Annotated in this window: 18 protein-coding genes; 10 read left to right on the top strand and 8 right to left on the bottom strand. The window is 66.6% G+C overall.

Annotated elements, in window-relative coordinates; translation table 11 throughout:
• Positions 1–74: 74 nt before the first annotated feature.
• Entirely contained in the window at positions 75–1,208 is a 1,134-nt protein-coding gene (locus tag QMX96_RS09415) for an MFS transporter (RefSeq protein WP_282361663.1), read from the bottom strand.
• A 97-nt stretch (positions 1,209–1,305) separates the two neighbouring features.
• Between QMX96_RS09415 and QMX96_RS09410 the strand changes: the two genes are divergently transcribed.
• Positions 1,306–2,196 (top strand): LysR family transcriptional regulator, encoded by an 891-nt coding sequence (locus QMX96_RS09410; RefSeq protein WP_210015236.1) that lies wholly within the window; start codon positions 1,306–1,308, stop codon positions 2,194–2,196.
• A 114-nt stretch (positions 2,197–2,310) separates the two neighbouring features.
• Positions 2,311–3,978 carry an FMN-binding glutamate synthase family protein gene (locus QMX96_RS09405; RefSeq protein ID WP_282361661.1) on the top strand — a complete coding sequence of 556 codons (1,668 nt, stop codon included), beginning with the start codon at positions 2,311–2,313 and terminating at the stop codon, positions 3,976–3,978.
• A gap of 27 nt (positions 3,979–4,005) precedes the next feature.
• On the opposite strand, the gene QMX96_RS09400 is transcribed toward QMX96_RS09405, so the two are convergent.
• A complete protein-coding gene (locus QMX96_RS09400) occupies positions 4,006–5,295 on the bottom strand; it encodes an OprD family porin (RefSeq protein ID WP_043861662.1) in 1,290 nt (429 codons plus the stop codon).
• Between the two features lie 395 nt (positions 5,296–5,690).
• Here QMX96_RS09400 and QMX96_RS09395 point away from each other — a divergent pair, with 395 nt between their 5' ends.
• Positions 5,691–7,781 (top strand): TonB-dependent siderophore receptor, encoded by a 2,091-nt coding sequence (locus QMX96_RS09395; RefSeq protein ID WP_123753344.1) that lies wholly within the window; start codon positions 5,691–5,693, stop codon positions 7,779–7,781.
• A 142-nt stretch (positions 7,782–7,923) separates the two neighbouring features.
• On the opposite strand, the gene QMX96_RS09390 is transcribed toward QMX96_RS09395, so the two are convergent.
• From QMX96_RS09390 to QMX96_RS09375, 4 genes are all read right to left on the bottom strand, one after another.
• Positions 7,924–8,124 carry a hypothetical protein gene (locus tag QMX96_RS09390; protein WP_078481589.1) on the bottom strand — a complete coding sequence of 67 codons (201 nt, stop codon included), beginning with the start codon at positions 8,122–8,124 and terminating at the stop codon, positions 7,924–7,926.
• A gap of 184 nt (positions 8,125–8,308) precedes the next feature.
• Positions 8,309–9,415: an agmatine deiminase gene (aguA, locus tag QMX96_RS09385; RefSeq protein ID WP_229589766.1), complete on the bottom strand. Its 1,107-nt coding sequence runs from the start codon at positions 9,413–9,415 to the stop codon at positions 8,309–8,311.
• Positions 9,416–9,417: 2 nt separating this feature from the next.
• Complete coding sequence (gene aguB, locus QMX96_RS09380; RefSeq protein WP_043861659.1) at positions 9,418–10,296, bottom strand: N-carbamoylputrescine amidase; 879 nt, start codon at positions 10,294–10,296, stop codon at positions 9,418–9,420.
• 198 nt (positions 10,297–10,494) lie between these two features.
• The gene (locus QMX96_RS09375) at positions 10,495–13,380 is read right to left on the bottom strand and encodes an aminotransferase (protein WP_282361660.1); all 2,886 of its coding nucleotides are present in this window, start codon (positions 13,378–13,380) and stop codon (positions 10,495–10,497) included.
• Positions 13,381–13,772: 392 nt separating this feature from the next.
• Here QMX96_RS09375 and rfbB point away from each other — a divergent pair, with 392 nt between their 5' ends.
• From rfbB to QMX96_RS09340, 7 genes are all read left to right on the top strand, one after another.
• Entirely contained in the window at positions 13,773–14,855 is a 1,083-nt protein-coding gene (rfbB, locus tag QMX96_RS09370; protein WP_043861652.1) for a dTDP-glucose 4,6-dehydratase, read from the top strand.
• A complete protein-coding gene (rfbA, locus tag QMX96_RS09365; protein WP_054915924.1) occupies positions 14,852–15,733 on the top strand; it encodes a glucose-1-phosphate thymidylyltransferase RfbA in 882 nt (293 codons plus the stop codon). The genes rfbB and rfbA overlap by 4 nt, the downstream gene beginning before the upstream one ends.
• The gene (gene rfbC, locus QMX96_RS09360) at positions 15,724–16,269 is read left to right on the top strand and encodes a dTDP-4-dehydrorhamnose 3,5-epimerase (RefSeq protein ID WP_043861650.1); all 546 of its coding nucleotides are present in this window, start codon (positions 15,724–15,726) and stop codon (positions 16,267–16,269) included. The genes rfbA and rfbC overlap by 10 nt, the downstream gene beginning before the upstream one ends.
• Positions 16,266–17,126, top strand: a complete 861-nt coding sequence (rfbD, locus tag QMX96_RS09355) for a dTDP-4-dehydrorhamnose reductase (RefSeq protein WP_054915923.1) — start codon at positions 16,266–16,268, stop codon at positions 17,124–17,126. Before rfbC ends, rfbD begins: the two co-directional genes overlap by 4 nt.
• Positions 17,127–17,270: 144 nt before the next feature.
• Positions 17,271–19,085, top strand: coding sequence for an ATP-binding protein (locus QMX96_RS09350; RefSeq protein ID WP_081315192.1), 1,815 nt, complete (start codon positions 17,271–17,273; stop codon positions 19,083–19,085).
• Positions 19,082–20,494: a sigma-54 dependent transcriptional regulator gene (locus tag QMX96_RS09345; RefSeq protein ID WP_282361658.1), complete on the top strand. Its 1,413-nt coding sequence runs from the start codon at positions 19,082–19,084 to the stop codon at positions 20,492–20,494. The genes QMX96_RS09350 and QMX96_RS09345 overlap by 4 nt, the downstream gene beginning before the upstream one ends.
• Positions 20,494–20,946, top strand: a complete 453-nt coding sequence (locus QMX96_RS09340) for a YiiD C-terminal domain-containing protein (protein WP_043861647.1) — start codon at positions 20,494–20,496, stop codon at positions 20,944–20,946. The genes QMX96_RS09345 and QMX96_RS09340 overlap by 1 nt, the downstream gene beginning before the upstream one ends.
• On the opposite strand, the gene cysQ is transcribed toward QMX96_RS09340, so the two are convergent.
• Both cysQ and nudE read right to left on the bottom strand, forming a co-directional pair.
• Positions 20,935–21,762, bottom strand: coding sequence for a 3'(2'),5'-bisphosphate nucleotidase CysQ (gene cysQ / locus QMX96_RS09335; protein WP_282361657.1), 828 nt, complete (start codon positions 21,760–21,762; stop codon positions 20,935–20,937). The genes QMX96_RS09340 and cysQ overlap by 12 nt on opposite strands.
• Positions 21,759–22,325 carry an ADP compounds hydrolase NudE gene (gene nudE / locus QMX96_RS09330; protein ID WP_043861645.1) on the bottom strand — a complete coding sequence of 189 codons (567 nt, stop codon included), beginning with the start codon at positions 22,323–22,325 and terminating at the stop codon, positions 21,759–21,761. The genes cysQ and nudE overlap by 4 nt, the downstream gene beginning before the upstream one ends.
• Positions 22,326–22,380 lie beyond the last annotated feature (55 nt).

The raw sequence follows: 22,380 nt of genomic DNA, 5'->3' as shown, positions 1-22,380 counted from the left end.
GGTCAAGCCCGCTCCCACAAGGATCCCCGCTGTCCTTGTGGGAGCGGGCTTGACCCGCGAAGGGGCCGAAGGGTTCAGCGCCAGCCCACCCGCCCGATCAACATGAACACCGCCTGAAACCCCAGAATCAGCACCACGCACCCGGTCCAGCCCCACTGCTGCCACAGCACCGCCGGCAACAGCGCGCCGGCACTCCCGCCCAGGTAATAGCAGGTCAGGTAGCGCCCGATCGCCCCGGCCTTGTTCGCGCCGGCCGTGGTCGCAATGAAGGTGTTGGCCGCCGCCTGCGCCAGGAACACCCCGGTCGAGCTCAACGCCAGCCCCAGCACGATCACCCACAGCGTGGGCACAAGCGTCAGGCCGATGCCCACCGCGCCGACAACGCCCGCCACCATCAGCAGGTGCAACGGCGGGCGAGCCCTGGCCAGGCGGCCGGCAATCGGCGTGACCACCAGCGCCAGCAGAAACACCGCATAGATCGACCCCAGCGCCGCCGCCCCCAGCCCGAAAGGCGCCCGGCTCAGGTGCAGCCCCACATAGGTGAACGACGCCACCTGTGAAAACAGCACGCAGAACCCCACCGCGCACGCCGACCACAATGGCCAGCCAAACCGTGGTGGCGCACTGGCCCTGCGCGTGCTCGCCGGCATCGGTTCGAGCACCAGCAGCCAGCGAATCCCCAGCCCCATCAGCAGCACCACCAGCGCCAGCACCTCGAACGCTTCGCGCCAGCCCCAGTACTCGGTCACCCACGCCACCACGAAGCGCCCGGCAAAGCCGCCCAGGATGGTGCCGGTCACGTACAGGCTGGTGACCTCGGTCACGCTCGCGCCCTGCCATCGCTCACCAATCAGCGCCACGCTGCAGGCGAAGATCACCGGTATCAGCAAGCCCTGCACCGCCCGCCACAGCAGCAGCTCGGCAAAGCTGCCCACCGTGGCCATCAGCAGCACCGGGGTGGCCAGCAGCAACGCCGCCATCACGATCAGCGTCACCGGCGACCAGCGCCGCGCCAGCCAGCCGACCCAGGGCGCAGTCAACGCCACCATCAGGGTGGTGATGGTCAAGCTCCAGCTCACCTGGCCAATGTCCACGGCAAACTGCCGGGCCAGTTGCGCGAGGATGCCCTGGGTGGCGTACAAGGGGAGGAACGCCGCGCAGCCGCACAACAACATCGCGACCCGCGCAGCCGAAGAAGGCGCCTGCATGGCAAAACTCGTTAAAGTGTGTGGCGCCCTTTATACGGCGCCCCACTCGCCCCGGGCCAATACCGATTTCGGACCGATCGATACCTCAAGGTGCACCATGCTCGACCTCCGCAAACTGCGCTATTTCCTGGCCGTGGCCCAGGCCCTGCATTTCGGCCGCGCCGCCCAGGCCCTGCACCTGGCCCAGCCCGCGCTGACCCGGCAGATCTCGGCGCTGGAAGCCCAGCTGGGGTTCAGCCTGTTCGAGCGCAGCAGCCGCAACGTCAGCCTCACCGTGCAGGGCCAGGCCTTCGTGCCCTATGCACGCAACGTGATCGAGCAACTGGCGCTGGCCGAAACCATGGCCGCCAGGCTCGCCAGCGGCATGGCCGGCCACCTGAGCCTGGGCTATGCCAGCTCCGTGGCCCTGAGCGACCGCTTTACCCAGGCCATCCAGCGCTTCGCCCAGGCCTTCCCCGAGGTGCAGTTGAACCTGATCGAACAGGCGTCGATGAACCAGTGGGCGCAGCTGCGCGACGGCACCCTGGACATCGGCCTGAGCCGCCTGCCGCCCCCCGCCGAGCACAACCTGCACACCGACACCCTGGAGCACGAACCCCTGCTGCTGGCGCTGCCGGTCAGCGACCCGCTCAGTGAACAGGCACAGGTCAGCCTGGCGCAGTTGCAGCAGCGCCCGGTGATCCTCTACCCCGAGCAGCACGGCACCGGGCTCAACCTGGCTATCGAGACCCTGTTCGCCAACGCCGGCCTGGCGCTGCACCGCGGCCCCAGCGGCCAGCAGACCACCACCATCATCGCCCTGGTCGCCGCCGGCCAGGGCGTGGCGGTGGTGCCGGCCTGCACCAGCGCGCTGGAACGCAAGGGCGTGTGCTACCGCCCGCTGAGCGATGCCGATGCACACATCGCGCTGCATGCCATCAGCCGCCGGCACGGCCGTTCGCGGGCGGCCGAGGCGTTCCTGGCGATCATCAACCAGCCGGGCCCATGAGCCCCGGCGCCTGGCAAGCACGGCGCGGATAAAACTGTTTTACCGAAACCGCGGGTTTTCCGCCGCGGTGCTTTGCCTATCCTAGGCGCGACAAACATCATCAGCGGAAGATTCATGCGCCTCTCGTTTCCCAGCCGTTATGCCTGCCTGGCGGCGTGCCTCACGTTCAGCCTGGCCAGCCTGCCGTTTCTTGCCACTCACGCCTGGCTCTGGCCATTGACCCTGATCGGCACGCTGCTCTCGCTGGTGGGCCTGAACGACCTGCGCCAGCGCCAGCACGCAGTGCGGCGCAACTACCCGATCCTGGGCAACCTGCGCTACCTGATCGAGACCATCCGACCCGAGATCCGCCAGTACCTGCTCGAAGGCGACGACGACAAGCTGCCCTTCTCCCGCGCGCAGCGCTCGCTGGTGTACGCACGGGCCAAGAACGAAAGCGCCGAGAAAGCCTTCGGCACGCTCAATGACGTGTACCGCCCGGGCTTCGAGTTCATCAGCCATTCGATGCTGCCGGTCAACACCCCCGACCCGGCCTCGTTTCGCATCGCCATCGGCGGCCCGCAATGCCGCCAGCCTTACTCGGCATCGATCTTCAACATTTCGGCCATGAGCTTCGGCGCCCTCAGCGCCAACGCCATCGGCGCGCTGAACAAGGGCGCCAGCCTCGGCCGTTTTGCCCACGACACCGGCGAGGGCAGCATCAGCCCCTACCACCGCGAACATGGCGGCGACCTGATCTGGGAAATCGGCAGCGGCTATTTCGGCTGCCGCGACGCCCACGGCCGCTTCAACCCGCAGCGCTTCGCCGAACAGGCCCGCGACCCGCAGGTGAAGATGATCGAGATCAAGCTCAGCCAGGGCGCCAAGCCCGGCCACGGCGGCATCCTGCCGGGGCACAAGGTGAGCGCCGAGATCGCCGCCACGCGCGGTGTGACGCCCGGCGAAGACTGCATCTCGCCCGCCGCCCACAGCGCCTTCAACACGCCGGTGGGGTTGCTCGAGTTCGTGGCGCAGTTGCGCGAGCTGTCCGGCGGCAAACCGGTGGGCTTCAAGTTCTGCCTGGGCCACCCCTGGGAGTTCATGGGCATCGCCAAGGCCATGCTGGCCACCCAGATCGTGCCCGACTTCATCGTGGTCGACGGCAAGGAAGGGGGCACCGGCGCTGCGCCACGCGAATTCAGCGACAACATCGGCGTGCCCATGCGCGAGGGCCTGATGTTCGTGCACAACACCCTGGTGGGCCTGAACCTGCGCCACAAGGTGCGCATCGGCGCCGCCGGCAAGATCGTCAGCGCGTTCGACATCGCCGGCGTGCTGGCCCTGGGCGCCGACTGGGTGAACTCGGCGCGCGGCTTCATGTTCGCCATCGGCTGCATCCAGTCGCAAAGCTGCCACACCAACCAGTGCCCCACCGGCGTGGCCACCCAGGACCCGTTGCGCCAGCGTGCACTGGTGGTGCCCGACAAGGCCGAACGGGTGTTCAGCTTTCATCGCAACACCCTGCATGCGCTGGCCGAGATGCTCGCGGCCGCCGGCCTCGAGCACCCCAGCGAACTCAAGCCCAAGCATCTGGTACGCCGCGTCAGCGCCAGCGAGATCCGGCTGTTTTCGCAGTTGCACGTGTTCCTCAAGCCCGGCGAATTGCTCAGCGGCTCGATCGACAGCGAATTCTATGCACGGATGTGGCGGATGGCCCGCAGCGACAGCTTCGCGCCGCAATTGCAGGATGCGCCCGTGGCGCCGGCGAATGCGGTACGCCGAAAACAAACAACCCCGGCCTAGGCCGGGGTTGTTTGAAGGTCGAATCGATCAGAGGATGCTGATCGGGTACTCGACGAATACGCGGACTTCGTTGCCGTCTGCGGTGTAGTCGATAGCGTTGAGGTTGTTGGTGCCACGCAGGAACGAGCTACGCAGTTTGACGGACAGGTCCTTGGCAGGGCCTTCCTGAACCACGTACTTGAACTGGTTGAAGATTTCGCGCTCTTTGCCTTCGCCGAAGCCGTGGGTGTTGATGTTGTCACCCGCTACGTATGCAAAGTTGTAGGTCAGACCCGGTACGCCGAAGGCGCTGAAGTCCAGGCCGTAGCCGATCTGCCACGAACGCTCGTCTTCGGCGTTGAAGTCGGACCAGTAGGAGTTGGCCAGGAAGATGGTCGAACCACCGTCACCCACGCCGCGGCGGTTCTGGTACCAGCCGTACTGGTAGCCGGTGTCGCCGGTGTTGCGCTGGTGCGCCAGGGTGATCGAGTGCGGGCCGAAGGCGTAGGTGGCCGCCAGGCTCCAGATGGTGTTGCGGTCACCGGTCAGGCCTGCACGGTTGACGTACTTCTTGTCGATGTCCGACTTGTAGCCGTTGAAATCCAGGGTCAGCGACTGGTCGTCGGAGATGGCGTGGACGTAGTTCAGGCCCAGGTAGTGCTTCTTCAGTACGTCTTCGACGTCGGAGGTGTACAGCGCACCGGTGAAATTCTCGGTGAACTGGTACTTGCCGCCGAACACGTTGATCGACTTCAGACCACCGCTATCGCGACCTTCGGCGCTCTTGCGCGCTTCCTGGGTGTAGCGACCGGCGTTCAGTTCCAGGCCCTTGATCTCCTTGGAGGTGATCGATGTGCCAGTGAAGCTCTCTGGCAGCAGGCGGCCGTCGTCATAGTTCAGCACTGGCAGAGTCGGCATCTGGTCGCCGTATGCCAGTACGGTATTGGAGACGCGGAACTTGATCGCAGCACCGGCACGCGCCAGGTTGTGCGGGGAGTTGCTCGGTTCGGTATCGCTTGGCTTGAAGAAGTCGATACCGGCGCCGCCGTTACGACCCTTGCCGCCGTCCAGGCGGATGGCATACAGGCCGAAGGCGTCGACGCCCACGCCCACGGTGCCCTGGGTGAAGCCCGACGAGAACTTGCCGATGAAGGCCTGGCCCCACTCGGACTGGTCACTGCTGCCATGCTTCTTGTCACGATTGATGAACGCGTTGCGCAGCAGAACGCTGGCCTTGCTGTCTTCCTGGAAACCGTTCGACGCGGCCTGGTCGTTGGCCATTGCCTGAGTCGCCGCCATAAGCCCCAGCGCGATCAGACTGATCCGTGTTTTCAACATGTTATTTTCCTTATTTCGGAGTGTTTTACGCTCTGCGACCAACGCCAGGAACCACGCCCCCTGCGTGGGTTGACGCTCACGGGTCTGCAAACAAAAAGCCCGCCTGCAACAAGGGTGCAGCGGGCCTTTTCTTGGGACTCTTGGCCGATGGGCCTACAGGCGTTGGGTCCGATCCTAGCCGTGCGTACAAGGCCATGTCAAAAATTCGTGAAAACGACAAGTCATATGGCCATTACGCCGTCTTCAGCGGCGCAGACAAGGCAACCCGCAATCGGTTGCGCCCCGGTGGAAATACCTGGATACGACCGCACCACAACGGTGCGTAAATAGCGCTAACATTTGGGAATGCAAAGCATTACCATTCGCACCCTTTTCATCACCAAGTACCTTTGCCGATGCGTGCCACGCCCGTCCCTTGCCGTCTTTCCCCTGTGTCTCTGGGGCTTTGCGCCCTGTTCAGCTCCAGCCTGGCGTGTGCTGCCAGCACCACGTTGCCCGAGCTGTCGGTAACCGCCGACAGCGACCGGGATGACCCTCGGGTCAAGGAAGTGACCACCGCCACCCGCACCTCCACCCCGGCGCGCTACGTGCCCCAGGCCATCGATTCGATCAAGACCGCCAGCGTGCACGACTACGGCACCCATGACCTGGGCAAGGCCCTGAGCGGCATCCCCAACGTCAGCAACAGCGCCGACACCCGCTTCGACAGCCTGCGCATCCGAGGCTTCGACGCCAGCAATGACTTCTACCTGGACGGCATCCGCGACGACAGCCAGTACGTGCGCGACCTGTACAACATCGAACGGATCGAGGTGCTCAAGGGGCCGGCGGCGGTGCTGTACGGCCGCGGCAGCCAGGGCGGTATCATCAACCGCGTGAGCAAGGCGCCCGAAGCCGGCCGACACTCCAGCATCGAGGCCCAGGGCGGCAGCGACGACCTGCGCAGCCTGTATGCCGACCTCAGTGCCGACCCCAGCGACACCCTCAGCCTGCGCCTGAACATGGGCAACCGAGACAACAACAGCTTCCGCCACGGCATCGACGGCAGCCGCCAGCTGTTCGCGCCTTCGATGAGCTGGCAGCTCAGCCCGGACCTGAACTGGCTGGTGCAGTACGAATACAGCCGCTACAACCGCACGCCCGACCGCGGTATCCCCGGCGATCCGCGCACCGGTCGCCCGGTGGATGTCAGCCGCAGCACCACCTATGGCGACCCGCAGCGCGACTACATCGACGACACCGCGCAGTCGCTGCGCTCGCGCCTGAACTACCAGCTCAACGATGCCTGGCAACTGCGCCATACCCTGGGCCTGTTCCAGCTCGACAGCGACTTCGACAACACCTACCTCACCGGCTACAACGCCAGCACCGGCCTGGTCGGGCGCCAGCGCTGGCAGCAGGACCTGAACACGCGCAACCTGTTCAACACCGTGGAAATCGAAGGCAACGTGTCGACCTTCGGCCTGGAGCACACCCTGCTCACGGGGCTCGAACTGGGCGAGCAGCGCCGTCACTCGCTGCTGCGCAGCGGCAAGGGCGTGCCGGGCGTCGACCTGTTCAACCCGGACCGCGGCCAGCAACACAACGGCGTGCTGGCGGTGTCCAGCAACAACCATACAGACGTGCACAGCCGTGGCCTGTATGTGCAGGACCAGGTCCGCCTGAACGATCAGTGGCAACTGCTCGTGGGCCTGCGCCATGACCGGTTCGAGGTGGACACCACCAGCAAGGTCAGCGGCCTGAGCGAAAAGCAGCAGAGCAACAGCACCAGCCCGCGCCTGGGCGTGGTGTGGACGCCGCTCAGGGACCACGCTTTCTATGCCTCGTGGAGCAAGACCTTTTCGCCGGTGGGCGGCGGCCTGATCGGCATCACCCCGGGGGCGGCGGGCAACGCCAACGAAACCGGGCCTGAACATACCCGGCAGAAGGAGATCGGGGTCAAGAGCGAGTGGCTGGACGAGCGCCTGAGCACCACCCTCGCGGTGTACGAGCTGGAGCTGTACGACCGCCGCAGCCGCGACCCGGACAACGCCGACCGCTACATCCTCACCGGCCTGCAGCGTTCGCGCGGGGTCGAACTGACCGCCACCGGCAAGCTGGGAGGCAACTGGTATGTGCGCGGGGGCATCGGCCTGCAGGACGCCACCATCGTCGAGGACACCGAAGGCAATGCCGGAAACCGCATCAACGACGTGGCGCGGCGCAACGCCAGCCTGTTCGTCACCTGGAAACCGGAAATGGGCTGGTACGCCGAAACGGGTGTGACACTGGTGGGGCAGCGTTATGCCGATACCAGGAACACCATCGTGCTGCCGGGGTATGGCAGTTGGGACGCGCTGGTCGGCTGGCGCACGCAGGATTGGGATGTGCGCGCGGCGCTGAGCAACATTGCCGACAAGACCTACTACAGTTCGGCGACCAGTGCCGGGCAGATCCAGTTCGGTGATCCGCGCAGCCTGGTGGTGACGGGTACCTACAACTTCTAGAACTGCGGTGCTGCCATCGCGGGTCAAGCCCGCTCCCACAAAGACCGCGCCACCCCCTGTGGGAGCGGGCTTGACCCGCGATGAGGCCAGTACAGCCTCCACAAAAAAGGGCACCACCGCAATCGGTGGCGCCCTTTCCAGTTCAGCGGTAGCACACCCCCAGCAGCGCATCGAGCTCTGCCTCGGTGATCAACCCCTGTGGATAACGTTCCACCAGTGCACGTCGTGGATCGGTCTTCCTGACCCGGAGGGTTCCATGGTGTTTCAACCACTGCGCCACTGCCTCAAGCGCCTCGAGGTTCACCACCGACGGGTGCGAAACCGGTTCACTTGTCGCATTCATTTCCACACGTACTCCCCAGAAGTGTGAGCGGCTACCTTAATCAAACTTTGTGACAGAACTGCGCCGTCGTACTTGCTTGAAATACAAGGCAAAACGAATACAAGAGGTGTGCCAGTTGCGTCGCCGGCCATCGCGCAGGCAAAAAAAAGCCCGTCGATGACGGGCTTGATTTGCCAGGCCGCTCTCAGCGCTTGGCAGGGGCGGGTTGCTGCTGGGTCAGGCAATGGATGTTGCCGCCGCCCAGCAACAGCTCGCGGCCCGGCACCATGACCACTTCGTGATCGGGGAACAGACGTGCCAGGACCGCTCTGGCCTCGGCATCGGCGGGGTCGTCGAAGCTCGGCGCGATGATCCCGCCGTTGACGATCAGGAAGTTCACGTAGGAACCGGCCAGGCGTACCGACGGATTGCGCTCCTGGCTGCCGGCCACCAGATCGACCCCGGCGCACTCCTCTTCGGTAGCGTACAACGGGCCCGGGATCGGCATCTTGTGCACCACGAATTCACGGCCCCTGGCATCGCGCTGGCTTTGCAGCACCGCCAGGGCGGCGCGGCAGCGTGCGTAGTTGGGGTCTTGCGAATCATCGGTCCAGGCCAGTAACACTTCGCCCGGGCGAACGTAACAACAGAAGTTGTCCACATGCCCGTCGGTTTCGTCGTTGTACAGGCCCTCGGGCAGCCACACGATGGTGTCCACCGCCAGTTGATCGCGCAGGATCGCCTCGATCTGCTCGCGGTTCAGGTGCGGGTTGCGGTTGTGGTTGAGCAGGCACTCCTCGGTGGTGATCAGGGTGCCTTCGCCATCCACGTGAATCGAGCCGCCTTCGAGCACGAAGCCCTCGGTGCGGTAACGCTGGCAGCGCTCCATTTCCAGCACCTTGGCCGCCACCTGTTCGTCGCGGTTCCACGGTGCGTACAGGCCGCCCTCGAAGCCGCCCCAGCTGTTGAAGCCCCAGTGCACGCCGCGCACTTCGCCGCTGTCGTTGATCACGAAGGTCGGGCCGGTGTCACGCACCCAGGCGTCGTCGTTGCTGATTTCCACCACACGGATGTTGGGCATGTCCAGTTGCGCACTGGCGTTTTCGTACTGGCCGGCCGACACACCCACGGTGACCGGCTCGAAACGCGCGATGGCCTTGGCCACCGCCACGTGGGCGGCCTGGGCCGGCTTGCCGCCCAGGCGCCAGTTGTCCGGGCGCTCGGGCCACAGCATCCATACCTGGGTTTGCGGTGCCCACTCGGCAGGCATGTGGAAGCCGTCGGCGCGCGGGGTAGTGTTCAGGGTCTTCATGGTCAGGATTCCAGTGAACCGTCGAGGGTTTTGATCGCACCATACAGGTTCGGACGGCGGTCACGGAAGGTGCCCCAGGCGCTGCGCACGTGTTCCAGTTTGTCCAGGTCAAAGCTGTGCACCAGCACGCCCTCTTCGGTCTGGTCCAGTTCCTCGACCTTTTCGCCGAACTGGTTGGCGATGAACGACGAGCCGTAGAAGGTGATGGCGTAGCCGTCCTGTTCTTCGCGGCCGATGCGGTTGCTGGCCACCAGCGGCATCAGGTTGGCGCCGGCGTGCCCCTGCTGCACACGCTGCCAGTGCTCGCGGGAGAGGATATTGGCATCGTGCGGTTCGCTGCCGATGGCGGTGGGGTAGAACAAAATCTCCGCGCCCAGCAGCGCCATGCTGCGGGCGCACTCGGGGAACCACTGGTCCCAGCAGATGCCCACGCCGATCTTGGCGTAGCGGGTCTGCCACACCTTGAAGCCGGTGTCGCCGGGGTTGAAGTAGTACTTCTCGTGGTAGCCGGGGCCGTCGGGGATGTGGCTCTTGCGGTACACGCCCAGGTTGCTGCCGTCGGCGTCGATGATCGCGATGCTGTTGAAGCGGGCGCGGCCGGCCAGCTCGTAGTAGCTGATGGGCAGCACCACCTGCAGCTCCCTGGCGAGCGTCTGGAAGTGCGCGATGGCGGCGTTGGTTTCGGTGGGCGTAGCCAGTTGCAGGTAGTCGGCGTTGGGCTTCTGGCAGAAGTACGGGGTTTCGAACAGTTCCTGGATCAGGATGATCTGCGCGCCCTTGGCGGCGGCTTCGCGCACCAGTTTTTCGGCGGTGGCGAGATTTGCCTGGCGGTCCCAGGAACAAGCCATCTGGGTGGCGGCGACGGTGACGGTACGGCTCATGGGAACCTCCTTGGGAAGGTACAAGGGAAGACGATGAGCACTTTATAACCGATAAATATCGGCTTTAAAAGCCAAAAATAATTAAAACACTCAGGTTCGTCCGATTATTAATCGATATTAATCGGCGAAAGGAAGGGTTCGTTGACTGCTTCGCTGGCAAGCCAGCGAATGCAGGACAGCGCCCTCCCGACTCCGCCGCTACACCCCCTGCGTCAACACCCGCTCCACACTGTCCACAAAGAAATCCACGCTCGCCCGCGTAGTGCACATGGGCGGCTTGATCTTGAGGATGTTCAGGTAGTCACCGGTCGGCTGCATGAAGATGCCCAGCTCGCGCAGACGCTCGCACAGCGCCGCCGTCTCTTCGGTGGCCGGTTCCAGGCTGGCGGCATCACGCACCAGCTCCAGGCCCAGGTAGAACCCCGACCCATGCACCGCACCCGCCAGCGGATACTTATCGACAAGCGCCTGCAGACGCGCCTTGAAGTACCCACCCACCTCGCGCGCGTTGTCCCACAGGCCCTCCTCCTCCATCACGTCCAGCACCGCCATGCCGATACGGCAGCTCACCGGGCTGCCACCGGCCGACGAGAAGAAGTAACCCTCGGCCTCCAGCGCCTCGGCGATCTCGCGCCGGGTGATCACCGCGCCCAGCGGCTGGCCATTGCCCATGCCCTTGGCCATGGTGATGATGTCCGGCACCACACCCTGCTGCTCGAAGCCCCAGAAGTACTCGCCCAGCCGCCCGTACCCCACCTGCACCTCGTCGGCGATGCATACCCCGCCCCGCGCGCGCACCCTGGCATACACCTGCTGCAGATACCCCGCCGGCAACGGGATGCCACCGGCATTGCCGTACACCGGCTCGCAGATGAACCCCGCCAGCTGACGCTCGCCGATCTCGGCCAGGCGTTCGTCGACATCGCGCACATAGTCGGCGGTGGTGTCCTGCCCACGGTACTTGCCGCGGTAGGTGTTCGGTGCGGTCACCGGGTGCACCCAGTCGGGCCGAGTGCTCAATGCCTGCGGGTTGTCGGCGATGGAGGTCGAGATGGCATCGGTGGCCACCGACCAGCCGTGGTACGCCTCCAGCACGCTGAGCATGTCGCGCCCGCCGCTGGCCGCCCACGCCAGGCGGATCGCCAGGTCGTTGGCCTCGGTGCCGCTGTTGACCAGGAACACCCGGTCCATCCCCGGCGGCGCCAGCGCCAGCAGGCGCTCGGAAAACTCGGCGATGGCCGCATAGTGAAAGCGCGAGTTGGTGTTGAGCAGCGACCACTGGCGCGCCGACTCGCTCACCATGCGCGGGTGCCCATGGCCCAGCACCGCGACGTTGTTGAGCATGTCCAGGTACGAGCGCCCCTGCATGTCGATCAGGTAGTTGCGCCAGCCGCGCTCGATATGTGGCGGCTGCTGGTAGTAGTGCTTCTGCGAGCGCGCGAAGCTGGCGTCGCGACGCGCCAGCAGGGCATGCGGGTCGGGCAGTGGCGCGGCGTCGCAGTCAAAGCCCAGCAGCGCAGCCGGCGAAGGGCACAGCGCCTGCCACGCCAGCGCGCGCGAAGGCGCGACGAAGTTCGGCGGTTGCAGGCCGGCCACGCGGCACAGCTGCACCTTGAGCTCGGTGGCGTGCCCCAGCGGCTCGCCCTGGGCGATGACCGCGCCCGATGCGGGGCTTTGCACCACCCCGCGCAGCCACAGGCTGGAGGCGTCACCTTCAAGGCACGCCCAGCCCTGCTCGCCGTGGCGCCAGGTGCCGGCAAACGGCGCCACCAGCGCACTGTCCACGGGCAGGTGCAGCTCCACGTGCAGCGCACAGGTGTGCGGTTCCAGCGGGTTGTCGATATGGGTCTGCGACAGGCGGTACTGGGCATACAACGTGCTGGCCGGGGCCGCATGGGTACGCAGCAGGTGCTGGTCGATGCCGGGCTGCTGCCAGTTGCCGGCGCTGAAGTGCTCGCTCAGCACGCCAAGATCGACCCGCGCCACAGCCTGGTCGCGCAACCCCGGCAGCAGCATGCCCGTGGCCGGCAGCGGCGCGGGCGCAAGGCCGGCTAGTTGCATGATCGCCGCCTCCATCAATGCAAACGGCACACCGGCTGCCACCTCGAAGATCTGCCACTCATGGGCCAGGTTGTCGCGGCTGTAGGTGTTGCCGGGGTCGACGCCCACCTGCTGCTCGCCACTGAGCACCAGCACCGCCGCGCGCGCCACGATCATCGGCCATAGCGCTCGCAGCTCGGCCTCGTGCAGCGGGTTGAGCGCATGGTAGGCAGCGATGGCCGGCAGGATGCGCAGCGGGTCGCCGTCGACATGATGCAGCAGCGCCGCGCAGGTCACCGACAGGTCGGCGATGCGCCAGGTGTGCAGCAGGTCGCCGAAATCGATCACCCCCTGTAACTGCCACTCGCGTGCGCCATCGCGCTGCCACACGGCGTTGTCATCGGTAATGTCCAGGTGCACCGCCTGCATCGGCAGCTGCGCCAGAAGCGGCTCTAGCGCCACGCGGGCCTGCTCGGCAATGGCCTGCACCCGCACCTTGCGCGGCCCGTCGGCCAGCACCGGGAGCAGGTGGGCGATCACCGCCTGGGCATGGCGCGGGTCCCATTGCAGGGTGCGCTCCAGCCCGGGGTGGGTGAAGTCCGCCAGCGCCAGGTCGACCCGTGCACACAGCGCCCCCAGCGCGTGCATCAGGCGCGGCGCCATGTACGGCAGGCGGGTCAGGGTCTGGCCCTCGATGTAGGTGAGCACCCGTGCGCGCACCGGCTGGCCGTCGATCGTCAGTGCCAGCAGCGGCTCGCCACCGTTGGCACGACGAACGGCCGGTACCGGCACACCCTGACGGTGCAGGTGCTCCAGCGCCGCATGCTGGGCTTCAAGCTCCTGCTGCGCATAGTCGCCATGGCAGACCTTGAGCACGAAGCGCCCGTGGGGCGTATCGACGCGAAAGTTCAGGTCCTGCTGGCTGCCCAGCGGCTGCAGCGTGCCTTGCAGCCCGTAATGCGCCTGCAGCAGCTGCGCCGCCTGGGCCGGGTCGAGATCGGGGCATGGCAGGCTGGCGCGGTGAATGAGGGTGTTCAGCGACATGGAGAAGGCCTCGATTTTTTTTGTCGCTTATATCGCCACCGCTGCTGCCGATAAGCAAGGGGAGTGACGAAGGGAAAGAATTGAACGTATTCTGACCCGCCGTCGATTTCGCCCTCCAACCCCGGGACAGACGCTTGAAGCAGGTTGCCATCCTCCAATCCTGCTCCCGCGCATGCAGCAGGCGATGAGCGACGCCGGGTTCACCGCGTACTTTTCCGACAACCTGCCCCTCGGCGCGCAGATCGGCGGCAGGATCAGCCACTATTAACTACGCGGGCATCCGGCCGATAGCCTGACGTCGGCCAGCGCTGCGTTGCCCTTGCACCGGCCGGCGCCTGGCGACAAGCTACGAGCCACCTGAACACCACCCGCTGCACCAAAGGCCATTCGACATGCGCATACTCATCACCGGCGGTGCCGGCTTCATCGGTTCGGCGCTGGTCCGCCACCTGATCGAGCACACCGACCACCACGTGCTCAACCTGGACAAGCTGACCTACGCCGGCAACCTGGAGTCGCTGCACAGCATCGCCAGCAACACCCGCTACGAGTTCGTGCAGGCCGATATCGTCGACCAGGCCACGGTGAGCGCGGTGCTGGAGCGCTTCCGGCCCCAGGCGATCATGCACCTGGCAGCCGAGTCGCATGTCGACCGCTCCATCGACGGGCCAGCGGCGTTCATCCAGACCAACATCGTCGGCACCTACAGCCTGCTCGAAGCCACTCGCGCCTACTGGGGCACGCTGCCGGCCGCCGAGCGCGAGGCGTTTCGCTTCCATCACGTGTCCACCGACGAGGTGTATGGCGACCTGCATGGGGTCGACGACCTGTTCACCGAAACCACTCCCTACGCACCCAGTTCGCCCTACTCGGCGAGCAAGGCCGCGTCCGACCACCTGGTGCGCGCCTGGCAGCGCACCTACGGGCTGCCGGTGCTGCTGACCAACTGCTCGAACAACTACGGGCCGTACCACTTCCCGGAAAAACTCATCCCGCTGGTGATCCTCAACGCCCTGGCGGGCAAGCCGCTGCCGGTGTACGGCAACGGCCAGCAGGTGCGCGACTGGCTGTTCGTCGAGGACCATGCCCGCGCCCTGCTCAAGGTGGTCACCGCAGGTGAGGTGGGCCAGACCTACAACATCGGCGGGCACAACGAGCAGACCAACCTCGAGGTGGTGCACGCCATCTGCGCTCTGCTCGAAGAGCTGGCCCCCGCACACCCGGCGGGCGTGGCGCGCTATGCCGACCTGATCACCTTCGTGCAGGACCGCCCCGGCCACGACCTGCGCTACGCCATCGACGCCGGCAAGATCGAGCGCGAGCTGGGCTGGCGCCCTGAAGAAACCTTCGCCACCGGCCTGCGCAAGACCGTGCAGTGGTACCTGGATAACCTGGAATGGTGCCGCCATGTGCAGGACGGCAGCTACCAGGGCCAGCGCCTGGGCAACAGCGATTTCAAGGACCTGATTGCATGACCAAAGGCATCGTACTGGCAGGCGGCTCCGGCACGCGCCTGCACCCCATCACCCTGGGCATTTCCAAACAGCTGCTGCCGGTATACGACAAGCCGATGATCTACTACCCGATCTCGGTGCTGATGCTGGCCGGCATCCGCGAGATCCTGATCATCTCCACCCCTCACGACCTGCCACACTTTCGCCAGCTGCTGGGCGACGGCAGCCAGTTCGGGGTGCACTTCGAGTATGCCGAGCAGCCCTCGCCCGACGGCCTGGCCCAGGCGTTCCTGATCGGCGAATCGTTCATCGGTGACGACTCGGTGTGCCTGATCCTGGGCGACAACGTATTCCACGGCCAGCGTTTCACCGAGCAACTGCTGCGCGCCGCCGCCCACTCCAGCGGCGCAACGGTGTTCGGCTACTGGGTCAAGGACCCGGAGCGTTTCGGCGTGATCGAGTTCGACGCGGCAGGCAACGCCTTGTCGATCGAAGAAAAGCCCGCGCAGCCCAGGTCCAGCTACGCGGTCACCGGCCTGTACTTCTACGACAACGACGTGGTGCGCATCGCCCGCGACATCAAGCCTTCGCCGCGTGGGGAGCTTGAGATCACCGATGTCAACAATGCCTACCTGCGCCGTGGCGACCTGCGCGTGGAGCGCTTCGGGCGTGGCTTCGCCTGGCTCGACACCGGCACCCACGACAGCCTGCTGGAGGCCTCGCAGTACGTGCAGACCATCGAGCATCGCCAGGGCCTGAAGGTCGCCTGCCTTGAAGAGATCGCCTTCCAGCAGGGCTGGATCTGCCAGGAGCGTCTGCTGGAACGGGCCAAGGCCTTCGGCAAGACCGGCTACGGCCAGTACCTGTACGGCCTGACCGGAGACCAGCAATGGAAGTGATCGCCACCGCGCTACCGGACGTGCTGATCCTCGAGCCCAGGGTGTTCGGCGATGACCGCGGGTTCTTCTACGAGAGCTTCAACGCCCAGGCCTTCAGGGCCGCAACCGGCATCGATGCACAGTTCGTGCAGGACAATCATTCGCGCTCGCTTCGCGGCGTGCTGCGCGGCCTGCACTATCAGGTGCACAACCCCCAGGGCAAGCTGGTGCGCGTGACCCAGGGCGAGGTGCTGGACGTGGCGGTGGATATCCGCCGCAGCTCGCCGACCTTCGGGCAATGGGTGGCGGTACACCTGTCGGCCGCCAACCACCGGCAGGTGTGGATCCCCCAGGGGTTTGCCCACGGTTTCCGGGTGCTCAGCGACAGCGCCGAGTTCCTGTACAAGACCACCGACTACTACAACCCGAGCGCCGAGCGCTGCATTCGCTGGGACGACCCGCAGCTGGCCATCGACTGGCAACTGGACGCACCGCCGCAGCTGTCGGCCAAGGATCAGGTCGGCCAGTTGCTCAAGGACGCCGACCTGTTCCCATGAAAATCCTCATCACCGGGCGCAATGGCCAGCTCGCCCAGGCCCTGCAGCAGCGCCTGGCCGGGTTGGGCCAGGTGCATGTACTGGGCCGCGAACAGCTTGACCTGGCCGAGCCCGAACGCATCCGCCAGGTAGTACGCGAGCTGAGCCCCGACCTGCTGGTGAACGCCGCCGCCTATACCGCAGTCGACCAGGCCGAAAACGAACCTGCGCTGGCCTTCGCCATCAACGCCACCGCACCCGGCGTACTTGCCGAGGAGGCCGCACGGCTGGGCGTACCGCTGCTGCACTACTCCACCGACTACGTGTTCGACGGCAGCAAGGCCACGCCCTACACCGAAGACGACGCGCCCAACCCCCTGAGCGTGTACGGACGCAGCAAGCTGGCTGGCGAGCAGGCCATCCATGCCGTGGGCGGCGCGCACCTGACACTGCGCACCAGCTGGGTGTACTCGTTGCACGGGCGCAATTTTCTGCTGACCATGCAGCGTCTGCTGCAGGAAAAACCGCAGCTGCGCGTGGTCGCCGACCAGATCGGTGCACCGACCTGGGCCGGTAGCCTGGCCGCCAGCACCCTGGCGTTGATCCAGCGCTGGCAGGCCGGGCAGGCGGGTGCGTGGGGCACCTACCACATGACCGCGCAGGGCCAGACCTCCTGGTTCGGTTTCGCCCAGGCCATCGGCGAGCATCTGAAGGCTCAGGGCAGGCCCTGCGCGCAGCTGCTGCCGATCCCGTCCAGCGAATACCCGACCCCGGCGCAGCGCCCACTGAACTCGCGCCTGGACTGCAGCCGCCTGCGCCAGCAGTGGCAGGTGGAGCAGCCAGACTGGCGTCAAGCGCTGATCGAGTGCCTGAAGTAGCGCATAATGCGGCCAACGTTTCTGCGCCCTTTGCGACGCCATCGCGGGTCAAGCCCGCTCCCACGGGATAATCAGTGGCCTTGTGGGAGCGGGCTTGACCCGCGATGGGCTGCAACGCGGCCCCCCACCAAAGCCCGGTTTGCGATGACCATGACCCCGACCCTACCCCGCCGTCCGCGCTGGCGCAGCCTGGCCCTCCTGGCGCTGTGCCTGGCGCCGCTGCTGTGGCCGCTGCAACGTCTGGCCGAGCACTACTACCAGGAGGAACTGGCCAGCCAGAACCGCCAGACCCTGGACCTGTACGTGGCCAACCTGCTGGGCACCCTGCACCGCTACGAGACCCTGCCGCAGATCCTCGGTGACCTGCCGGCATTGCGTGCGGTGCTGGCCGACCCGATACGCCTCGAGACCCTGACCAACGCCAACCGCCTGCTCGACGACATCTGCGCGCAGACCGGCGCCGAGGTGATGTACCTGATGGACGTCAACGGCAACACCCTGGCGGCCTCCAACTGGAACAAGCACGACAACTTTGCCGGGCGCAACTTCTCGTTCCGCCCCTACTTCAGCGAAGCCATGCAGGGCCGGCTGGGGCGTTTCTTCGGCCAGGGCACCACCTCGGCCAAGCGCGGCTACTTCTTCGCCGCAGCAGTGCGCGACGGCGACCAGGTGATCGGCGTACTGGTGGCCAAGATCGACCTGGACCACACCGAAACCCTGTGGGGCAAGACCCCCGAGCAACTGCTGGTGACCGACCACAACGGCGTGGTGATCCTCACCTCGCGCCCCGACTGGCGCTTTCGCGCCACGCGCCCGCTCAGCGAGGCCGAGCGCGACGCGATCGTGGCGATCCAGCCCTACCCCACCACCACGCCCAAGCCCCTCAGGCTCAACCCCGATGCCTGGCTGACCCAGACCCAGGCCATCCCCGAGACCGGCTGGCAGGTCAGCATCCTGGCCCCGCGCACCCTGGTCGACCGCTCGGTGAGCACGGTGCTGTTCATCGGCGCCGCCACCCTGCTGGTGGTGATGCTGCTGCTCGGGCTGGTGATGCAGCGCCGGCGCAACTACATGGACCGCCTCGACTTCGAGGCCCGCGCCCGCCAGGAGCTGGAGCTGCGCGTGGCCGAACGCACCGCCGCCCTCGAAGGCCTCAACAGCCGCCTCAAGACCGAAGTGCTGGAGCGCGAGCAGGCCCAGCAGGAACTGGTGCGCGCCCAGGACGAGCTGGTGCAGGCCGGCAAGCTGTCGGTGCTGGGCACCATGTCGGCAAGCATCAGCCATGAGCTCAACCAGCCGCTGGCGGCTATCCGCAGCTACGCCGAGAACGCCGAGATCCTGCTCGACCACCAGCGCACCGACGATGCTCGCAGCAACCTCAAGCTGATCAGCGAACTGACCGGGCGCATGGCCTCGATCATCGCCCACCTGCGCGCCTTCGCCCGGCGTGACCGGCATGCGCCGGAAAGCGTGGCGCTGCAGCCGGCACTGGACGACGCCCTGGCCCTGCTGGCCAAGCGGCGCCGGGCGATGGCGGTGGAACTGGTGCGCGACCTGCCCGAGGCCACCCTGTGGGTGCAGGCCGGCGAAACCCGCCTGCGCCAGGTACTGGGCAACCTGCTGGCCAACGCCCTCGACGCACTGACCGAAAAGGCCAACCCGCGCAAGCTCTGGCTAAGTGCCGAACGCCGCGAAGGCAGCGTCTACCTGACCATTCGCGACAACGGCCCGGGCTTCAGCAGCCAGGCCCTGCTGCGCGCACGCGAGCCGTTCTTCACCACCAAGACCCGCACCCAGGGCCTGGGCCTGGGCCTGGCGATCTGCGATACGCTGATCAACGCGCTGGGCGGTGAGCTGGTGCTGGCCAACCACCCGGAAGGCGGTGCGCTGCTGACCCTGCAACTGCGCGTGGCCACCCCCGGCGCCGCGCTTCAAACCTCGGAGGACTCCTCGGCATGACGACCGACACACTGATCGACAGCCGCACCCAGGTCGTCCTGGTCGATGACGACCCGCACCTGCGTCAGGCCCTGAGCCAGACCCTGGACCTCGCCGGCCTGCGCGTGCTGCCCCTGAGCGACGCCCAGGGCCTGGCCGCGCGCCTGGAAAGCGACTGGCCCGGGGTGGTGGTGAGCGATATCCGCATGCCCGGCATCGACGGCCTGCAACTGCTCGAACAACTGCATGCCCAGGACCCGGACCTGCCGGTGCTGCTGATCACCGGCCACGGCGACGTGCCGCTGGCGGTGCAGGCGATGCGCGCCGGGGCCTACGACTTTCTCGAAAAGCCCTTCGCCAGCGACGCCCTGCTCGACAGCGTGCGCCGCGGCCTGGCGCTGCGCCGCCTGGTGCTGGACAACCGCAGCCTGCGCCTGGCCCTGAGCGATCGCCAGCAACTGAGCACGCGCCTGGTGGGCCAGTCGACCCCGATGGCCCGGCTGCGCGAGCAGATCGGCGCGCTGGCCGGCACCCGCGCCGATGTACTGATACTGGGCGAGACCGGCGCCGGCAAGGAGGTGGTGGCGCGCGCGCTGCACGACCTGTCGAGCCGGCGCGACGGCCCGTTCGTGGCGATCAACGCCGGTGCCCTGGCCGAATCGGTGGTCGAGAGCGAGCTGTTCGGCCACGAGCCCGGGGCCTTTACCGGGGCGCAGAAGCGGCGCATCGGCAAGTTCGAATTCGCCAATGGCGGCACGCTGTTTCTCGATGAAATCGAGAGCATGAGCCTGGATGTACAGGTCAAGCTGCTGCGCCTGCTGCAGGAGCGGGTGGTCGAGCGCCTGGGCGGCAACCAGCTGATCCCGCTGGATATCCGCATCATCGCCGCCACCAAGGAAGACCTGCGCCAGGCCGCCGACCAGGGGCGTTTTCGCGCCGACCTGTATTACCGCCTAAACGTCGCGCCGCTGCGCATTCCCCCCCTGCGCGAGCGCGGCGACGATGTGCTGATGCTGTTCCAGCATTTTGCCGACGCCGCCAGCGAACGCCACGGCCTGCCCCCCCACGTGCTGCAACCGGCGCAACGTGCGACGCTGCTGCGCCATGCGTGGCCGGGCAACGTGCGCGAGCTGCAGAACGCCGCCGAGCGCTTCGCCCTGGGCCTGGAGCTGGCCCTGGACGGCGACAGCCCTGGCCCGGTCGATCAGGCGCAGGCAGCGCCGGGCAGCGGCAACCTCAGCGAACAGGTCGAGCAGTTCGAACGCTCGCTGATCGCCGCCGAACTGACCCGCCCGCACAGCTCGATGCGCAGCCTGGCCGAAGCCCTCGGCGTGCCGCGCAAGACCCTGCACGACAAGCTGCGCAAACACGGCCTGAGCTTTGCCGACAGCAATGCCAGTGGCACCGACGACACCGAGGACAACCGCTGATGAACCCGAGCCATTACCTGCAGGACGTGCTGCACGCCGACATCCCGCTGACCCGCGAGATGGGCCTGCAGGTGCTCGACTGGCAGCACCAGCGGCTGCGCCTGCAATTGCCGCTGGCGGCCAACGTCAACCACAAGAGCACCATGTTCGGCGGCAGCCTGTATTGCGCGGCCGTGCTGGCAGGCTGGGGCTGGCTGCACCTGCGCCTGCGCGAGGCGGGCATCGGCGACGGGCATATCGTCATCCAGGAAGGCCAGATCAGCTACCCGCTGCCGGTCACCGGCGCCGGCGTGGCGGTGTGCGCGGCGCCCGAGGCCAAGGTCTGGGAGCGCTTCGTGGCCACCTACCAGCGCTACGGCCGCGCGCGCCTGACCCTGCACACCCAGGTGTTCAACGAAGGCAGTGAAACGCCCGCCGTGCAGTTCGGCGGGCAGTACGTGCTACACCGCTGAGGCGAGCGCGAGCAGGCTGGCGCGCCACGGCGCTGCGGCTGGCAGGGCAAGGAAGAAAGGATTGAGCAGGCTTTCGCGGGGTGGGTAGGCGAACGGCTGGCCGTCCAGGCCCAGCACTTCGCCGCCGGCGCCTTCGAGCACGCCCTGGGCGGCGGCGGTGTCCCACTGCGAGGTCGGCGCCAGGCGCGGGTAGCAGTCGGCGGCGCCTTCGGCGAGCAGACAGAACTTGAGCGAGCTGCCCACGGAGGTCAGCTCCAGCTCACCCACCGCCGCACTCAGGCCGGCCAGCAAGCGCTCCTGCTCGGGGCTGCTGTGGCGGCGGCTGGCGACCACGGTGAACGGGGTGCCGGCAGGCGGCGCCGCACGCACGCTGATCGGCGCTGCCGGCGCGTGCGGGTCTTCGTGCCAGGCGCCCAGGCCCTGGCCACCGTAGTAGCAACGCCCCGTGGTGGGCACCCCGACCACGCCGAATACCACCCGGCCCTGTTCGATCAGGGCGATGTTGACGGTGAACTCTTCGCTGCCGGCGATGAACTCCTTGGTGCCGTCCAGCGGGTCCACCAGCCACCAGCGCTGCCACTGTTGGCGCTCGGCCAGGCCGATGTCGCAGTCTTCCTCGGACAGCACCGGAATGTGTGGCGCCAGCCGCTGCAGGCCGGCGGCGATCACGTCGTGGGCGGCGATATCGGCTGCGGTCACCGGCGAGGCATCGAGCTTGGTCTGCACAGCCACGTCCGCACGCCAGAAGGGCAGGATGGCAGCGCCCGCCTGCCGGGTCAGTTGCACCACCTGCTGCATCAGTTCGCGGTCGTTCATGCGCCGAACACGCCGCGCTGGGTCAGCAGGTCACGCACCAGGTACAGCGCCGCCAGCGCCCGCCCTTCGGAGAACTGCGGATGCTGGGCCAGGGCCGAGAGCTCGCGCAGGTTGACCTTGTCGACACGCATCGGCTCGGGCTCGTCGCCCTCCAGGCGCTCTTCGAACAGGTCGGTGGCCAGCACCACCTGGATCTTCTGGCTCATGTAGCCGGGCGACAGCGACAGCTCGGTCAGGTGTTCCAGCTGCCGGGCGCCGAAGCCGGCCTCTTCCTTGAGTTCACGGTTGGCCGCCGCCAGCACGTCTTCACCGGGCTCGATCAGGCCCTTGGGCAGCGACAGCTCGTATTCGTCGGTGCCGCCGCAGTATTCCTCCACCAGCACCGCGTGCTCGGCATCGAGCATCGCCACGATCATCACCGCGCCATAGCCGTTACCGCGCCCGACCAGGCGTTCATAGGTACGTTCGGTGCCGTTGCTGAAGCGCAGCTCGACCGCTTCGACACGGAACAGGCGGCTGCTTGCAACAATTTCGCGACTGAGGACAGTGGGTTTCTGGCGCATGAGGGGGCGGCTCCTTGGCGGTAACGGGGTACTATACCGTCCACCGAGTCTGGAT

Origin of the sequence: Pseudomonas sp. PS01300 (assembly GCF_029960155.1) — a bacterium.
GTDB lineage: Bacteria > Pseudomonadota > Gammaproteobacteria > Pseudomonadales > Pseudomonadaceae > Aquipseudomonas > Aquipseudomonas palmensis.
Note: the sequence above shows the minus strand (reverse complement) of the source record. Positions and strands in the feature narration are given on the sequence as shown.

Coding starts and splice junctions, on each gene's coding strand:
- QMX96_RS09415 (WP_282361663.1), bottom strand. CDS start 1,208: ATGCAGGCGCCTTCTTCGGCTGCGCGGGTCGCGATGTTGTTGTGCGGC.
- QMX96_RS09410 (WP_210015236.1), top strand. CDS start 1,306: ATGCTCGACCTCCGCAAACTGCGCTATTTCCTGGCCGTGGCCCAGGCC.
- QMX96_RS09405 (WP_282361661.1), top strand. CDS start 2,311: ATGCGCCTCTCGTTTCCCAGCCGTTATGCCTGCCTGGCGGCGTGCCTC.
- QMX96_RS09400 (WP_043861662.1), bottom strand. CDS start 5,295: ATGTTGAAAACACGGATCAGTCTGATCGCGCTGGGGCTTATGGCGGCG.
- QMX96_RS09395 (WP_123753344.1), top strand. CDS start 5,691: ATGCGTGCCACGCCCGTCCCTTGCCGTCTTTCCCCTGTGTCTCTGGGG.
- QMX96_RS09390 (WP_078481589.1), bottom strand. CDS start 8,124: ATGAATGCGACAAGTGAACCGGTTTCGCACCCGTCGGTGGTGAACCTC.
- aguA (WP_229589766.1), bottom strand. CDS start 9,415: ATGAAGACCCTGAACACTACCCCGCGCGCCGACGGCTTCCACATGCCT.
- aguB (WP_043861659.1), bottom strand. CDS start 10,296: ATGAGCCGTACCGTCACCGTCGCCGCCACCCAGATGGCTTGTTCCTGG.
- QMX96_RS09375 (WP_282361660.1), bottom strand. CDS start 13,380: ATGTCGCTGAACACCCTCATTCACCGCGCCAGCCTGCCATGCCCCGAT.
- rfbB (WP_043861652.1), top strand. CDS start 13,773: ATGCGCATACTCATCACCGGCGGTGCCGGCTTCATCGGTTCGGCGCTG.
- rfbA (WP_054915924.1), top strand. CDS start 14,852: ATGACCAAAGGCATCGTACTGGCAGGCGGCTCCGGCACGCGCCTGCAC.
- rfbC (WP_043861650.1), top strand. CDS start 15,724: ATGGAAGTGATCGCCACCGCGCTACCGGACGTGCTGATCCTCGAGCCC.
- rfbD (WP_054915923.1), top strand. CDS start 16,266: ATGAAAATCCTCATCACCGGGCGCAATGGCCAGCTCGCCCAGGCCCTG.
- QMX96_RS09350 (WP_081315192.1), top strand. CDS start 17,271: ATGACCATGACCCCGACCCTACCCCGCCGTCCGCGCTGGCGCAGCCTG.
- QMX96_RS09345 (WP_282361658.1), top strand. CDS start 19,082: ATGACGACCGACACACTGATCGACAGCCGCACCCAGGTCGTCCTGGTC.
- QMX96_RS09340 (WP_043861647.1), top strand. CDS start 20,494: ATGAACCCGAGCCATTACCTGCAGGACGTGCTGCACGCCGACATCCCG.
- cysQ (WP_282361657.1), bottom strand. CDS start 21,762: ATGAACGACCGCGAACTGATGCAGCAGGTGGTGCAACTGACCCGGCAG.
- nudE (WP_043861645.1), bottom strand. CDS start 22,325: ATGCGCCAGAAACCCACTGTCCTCAGTCGCGAAATTGTTGCAAGCAGC.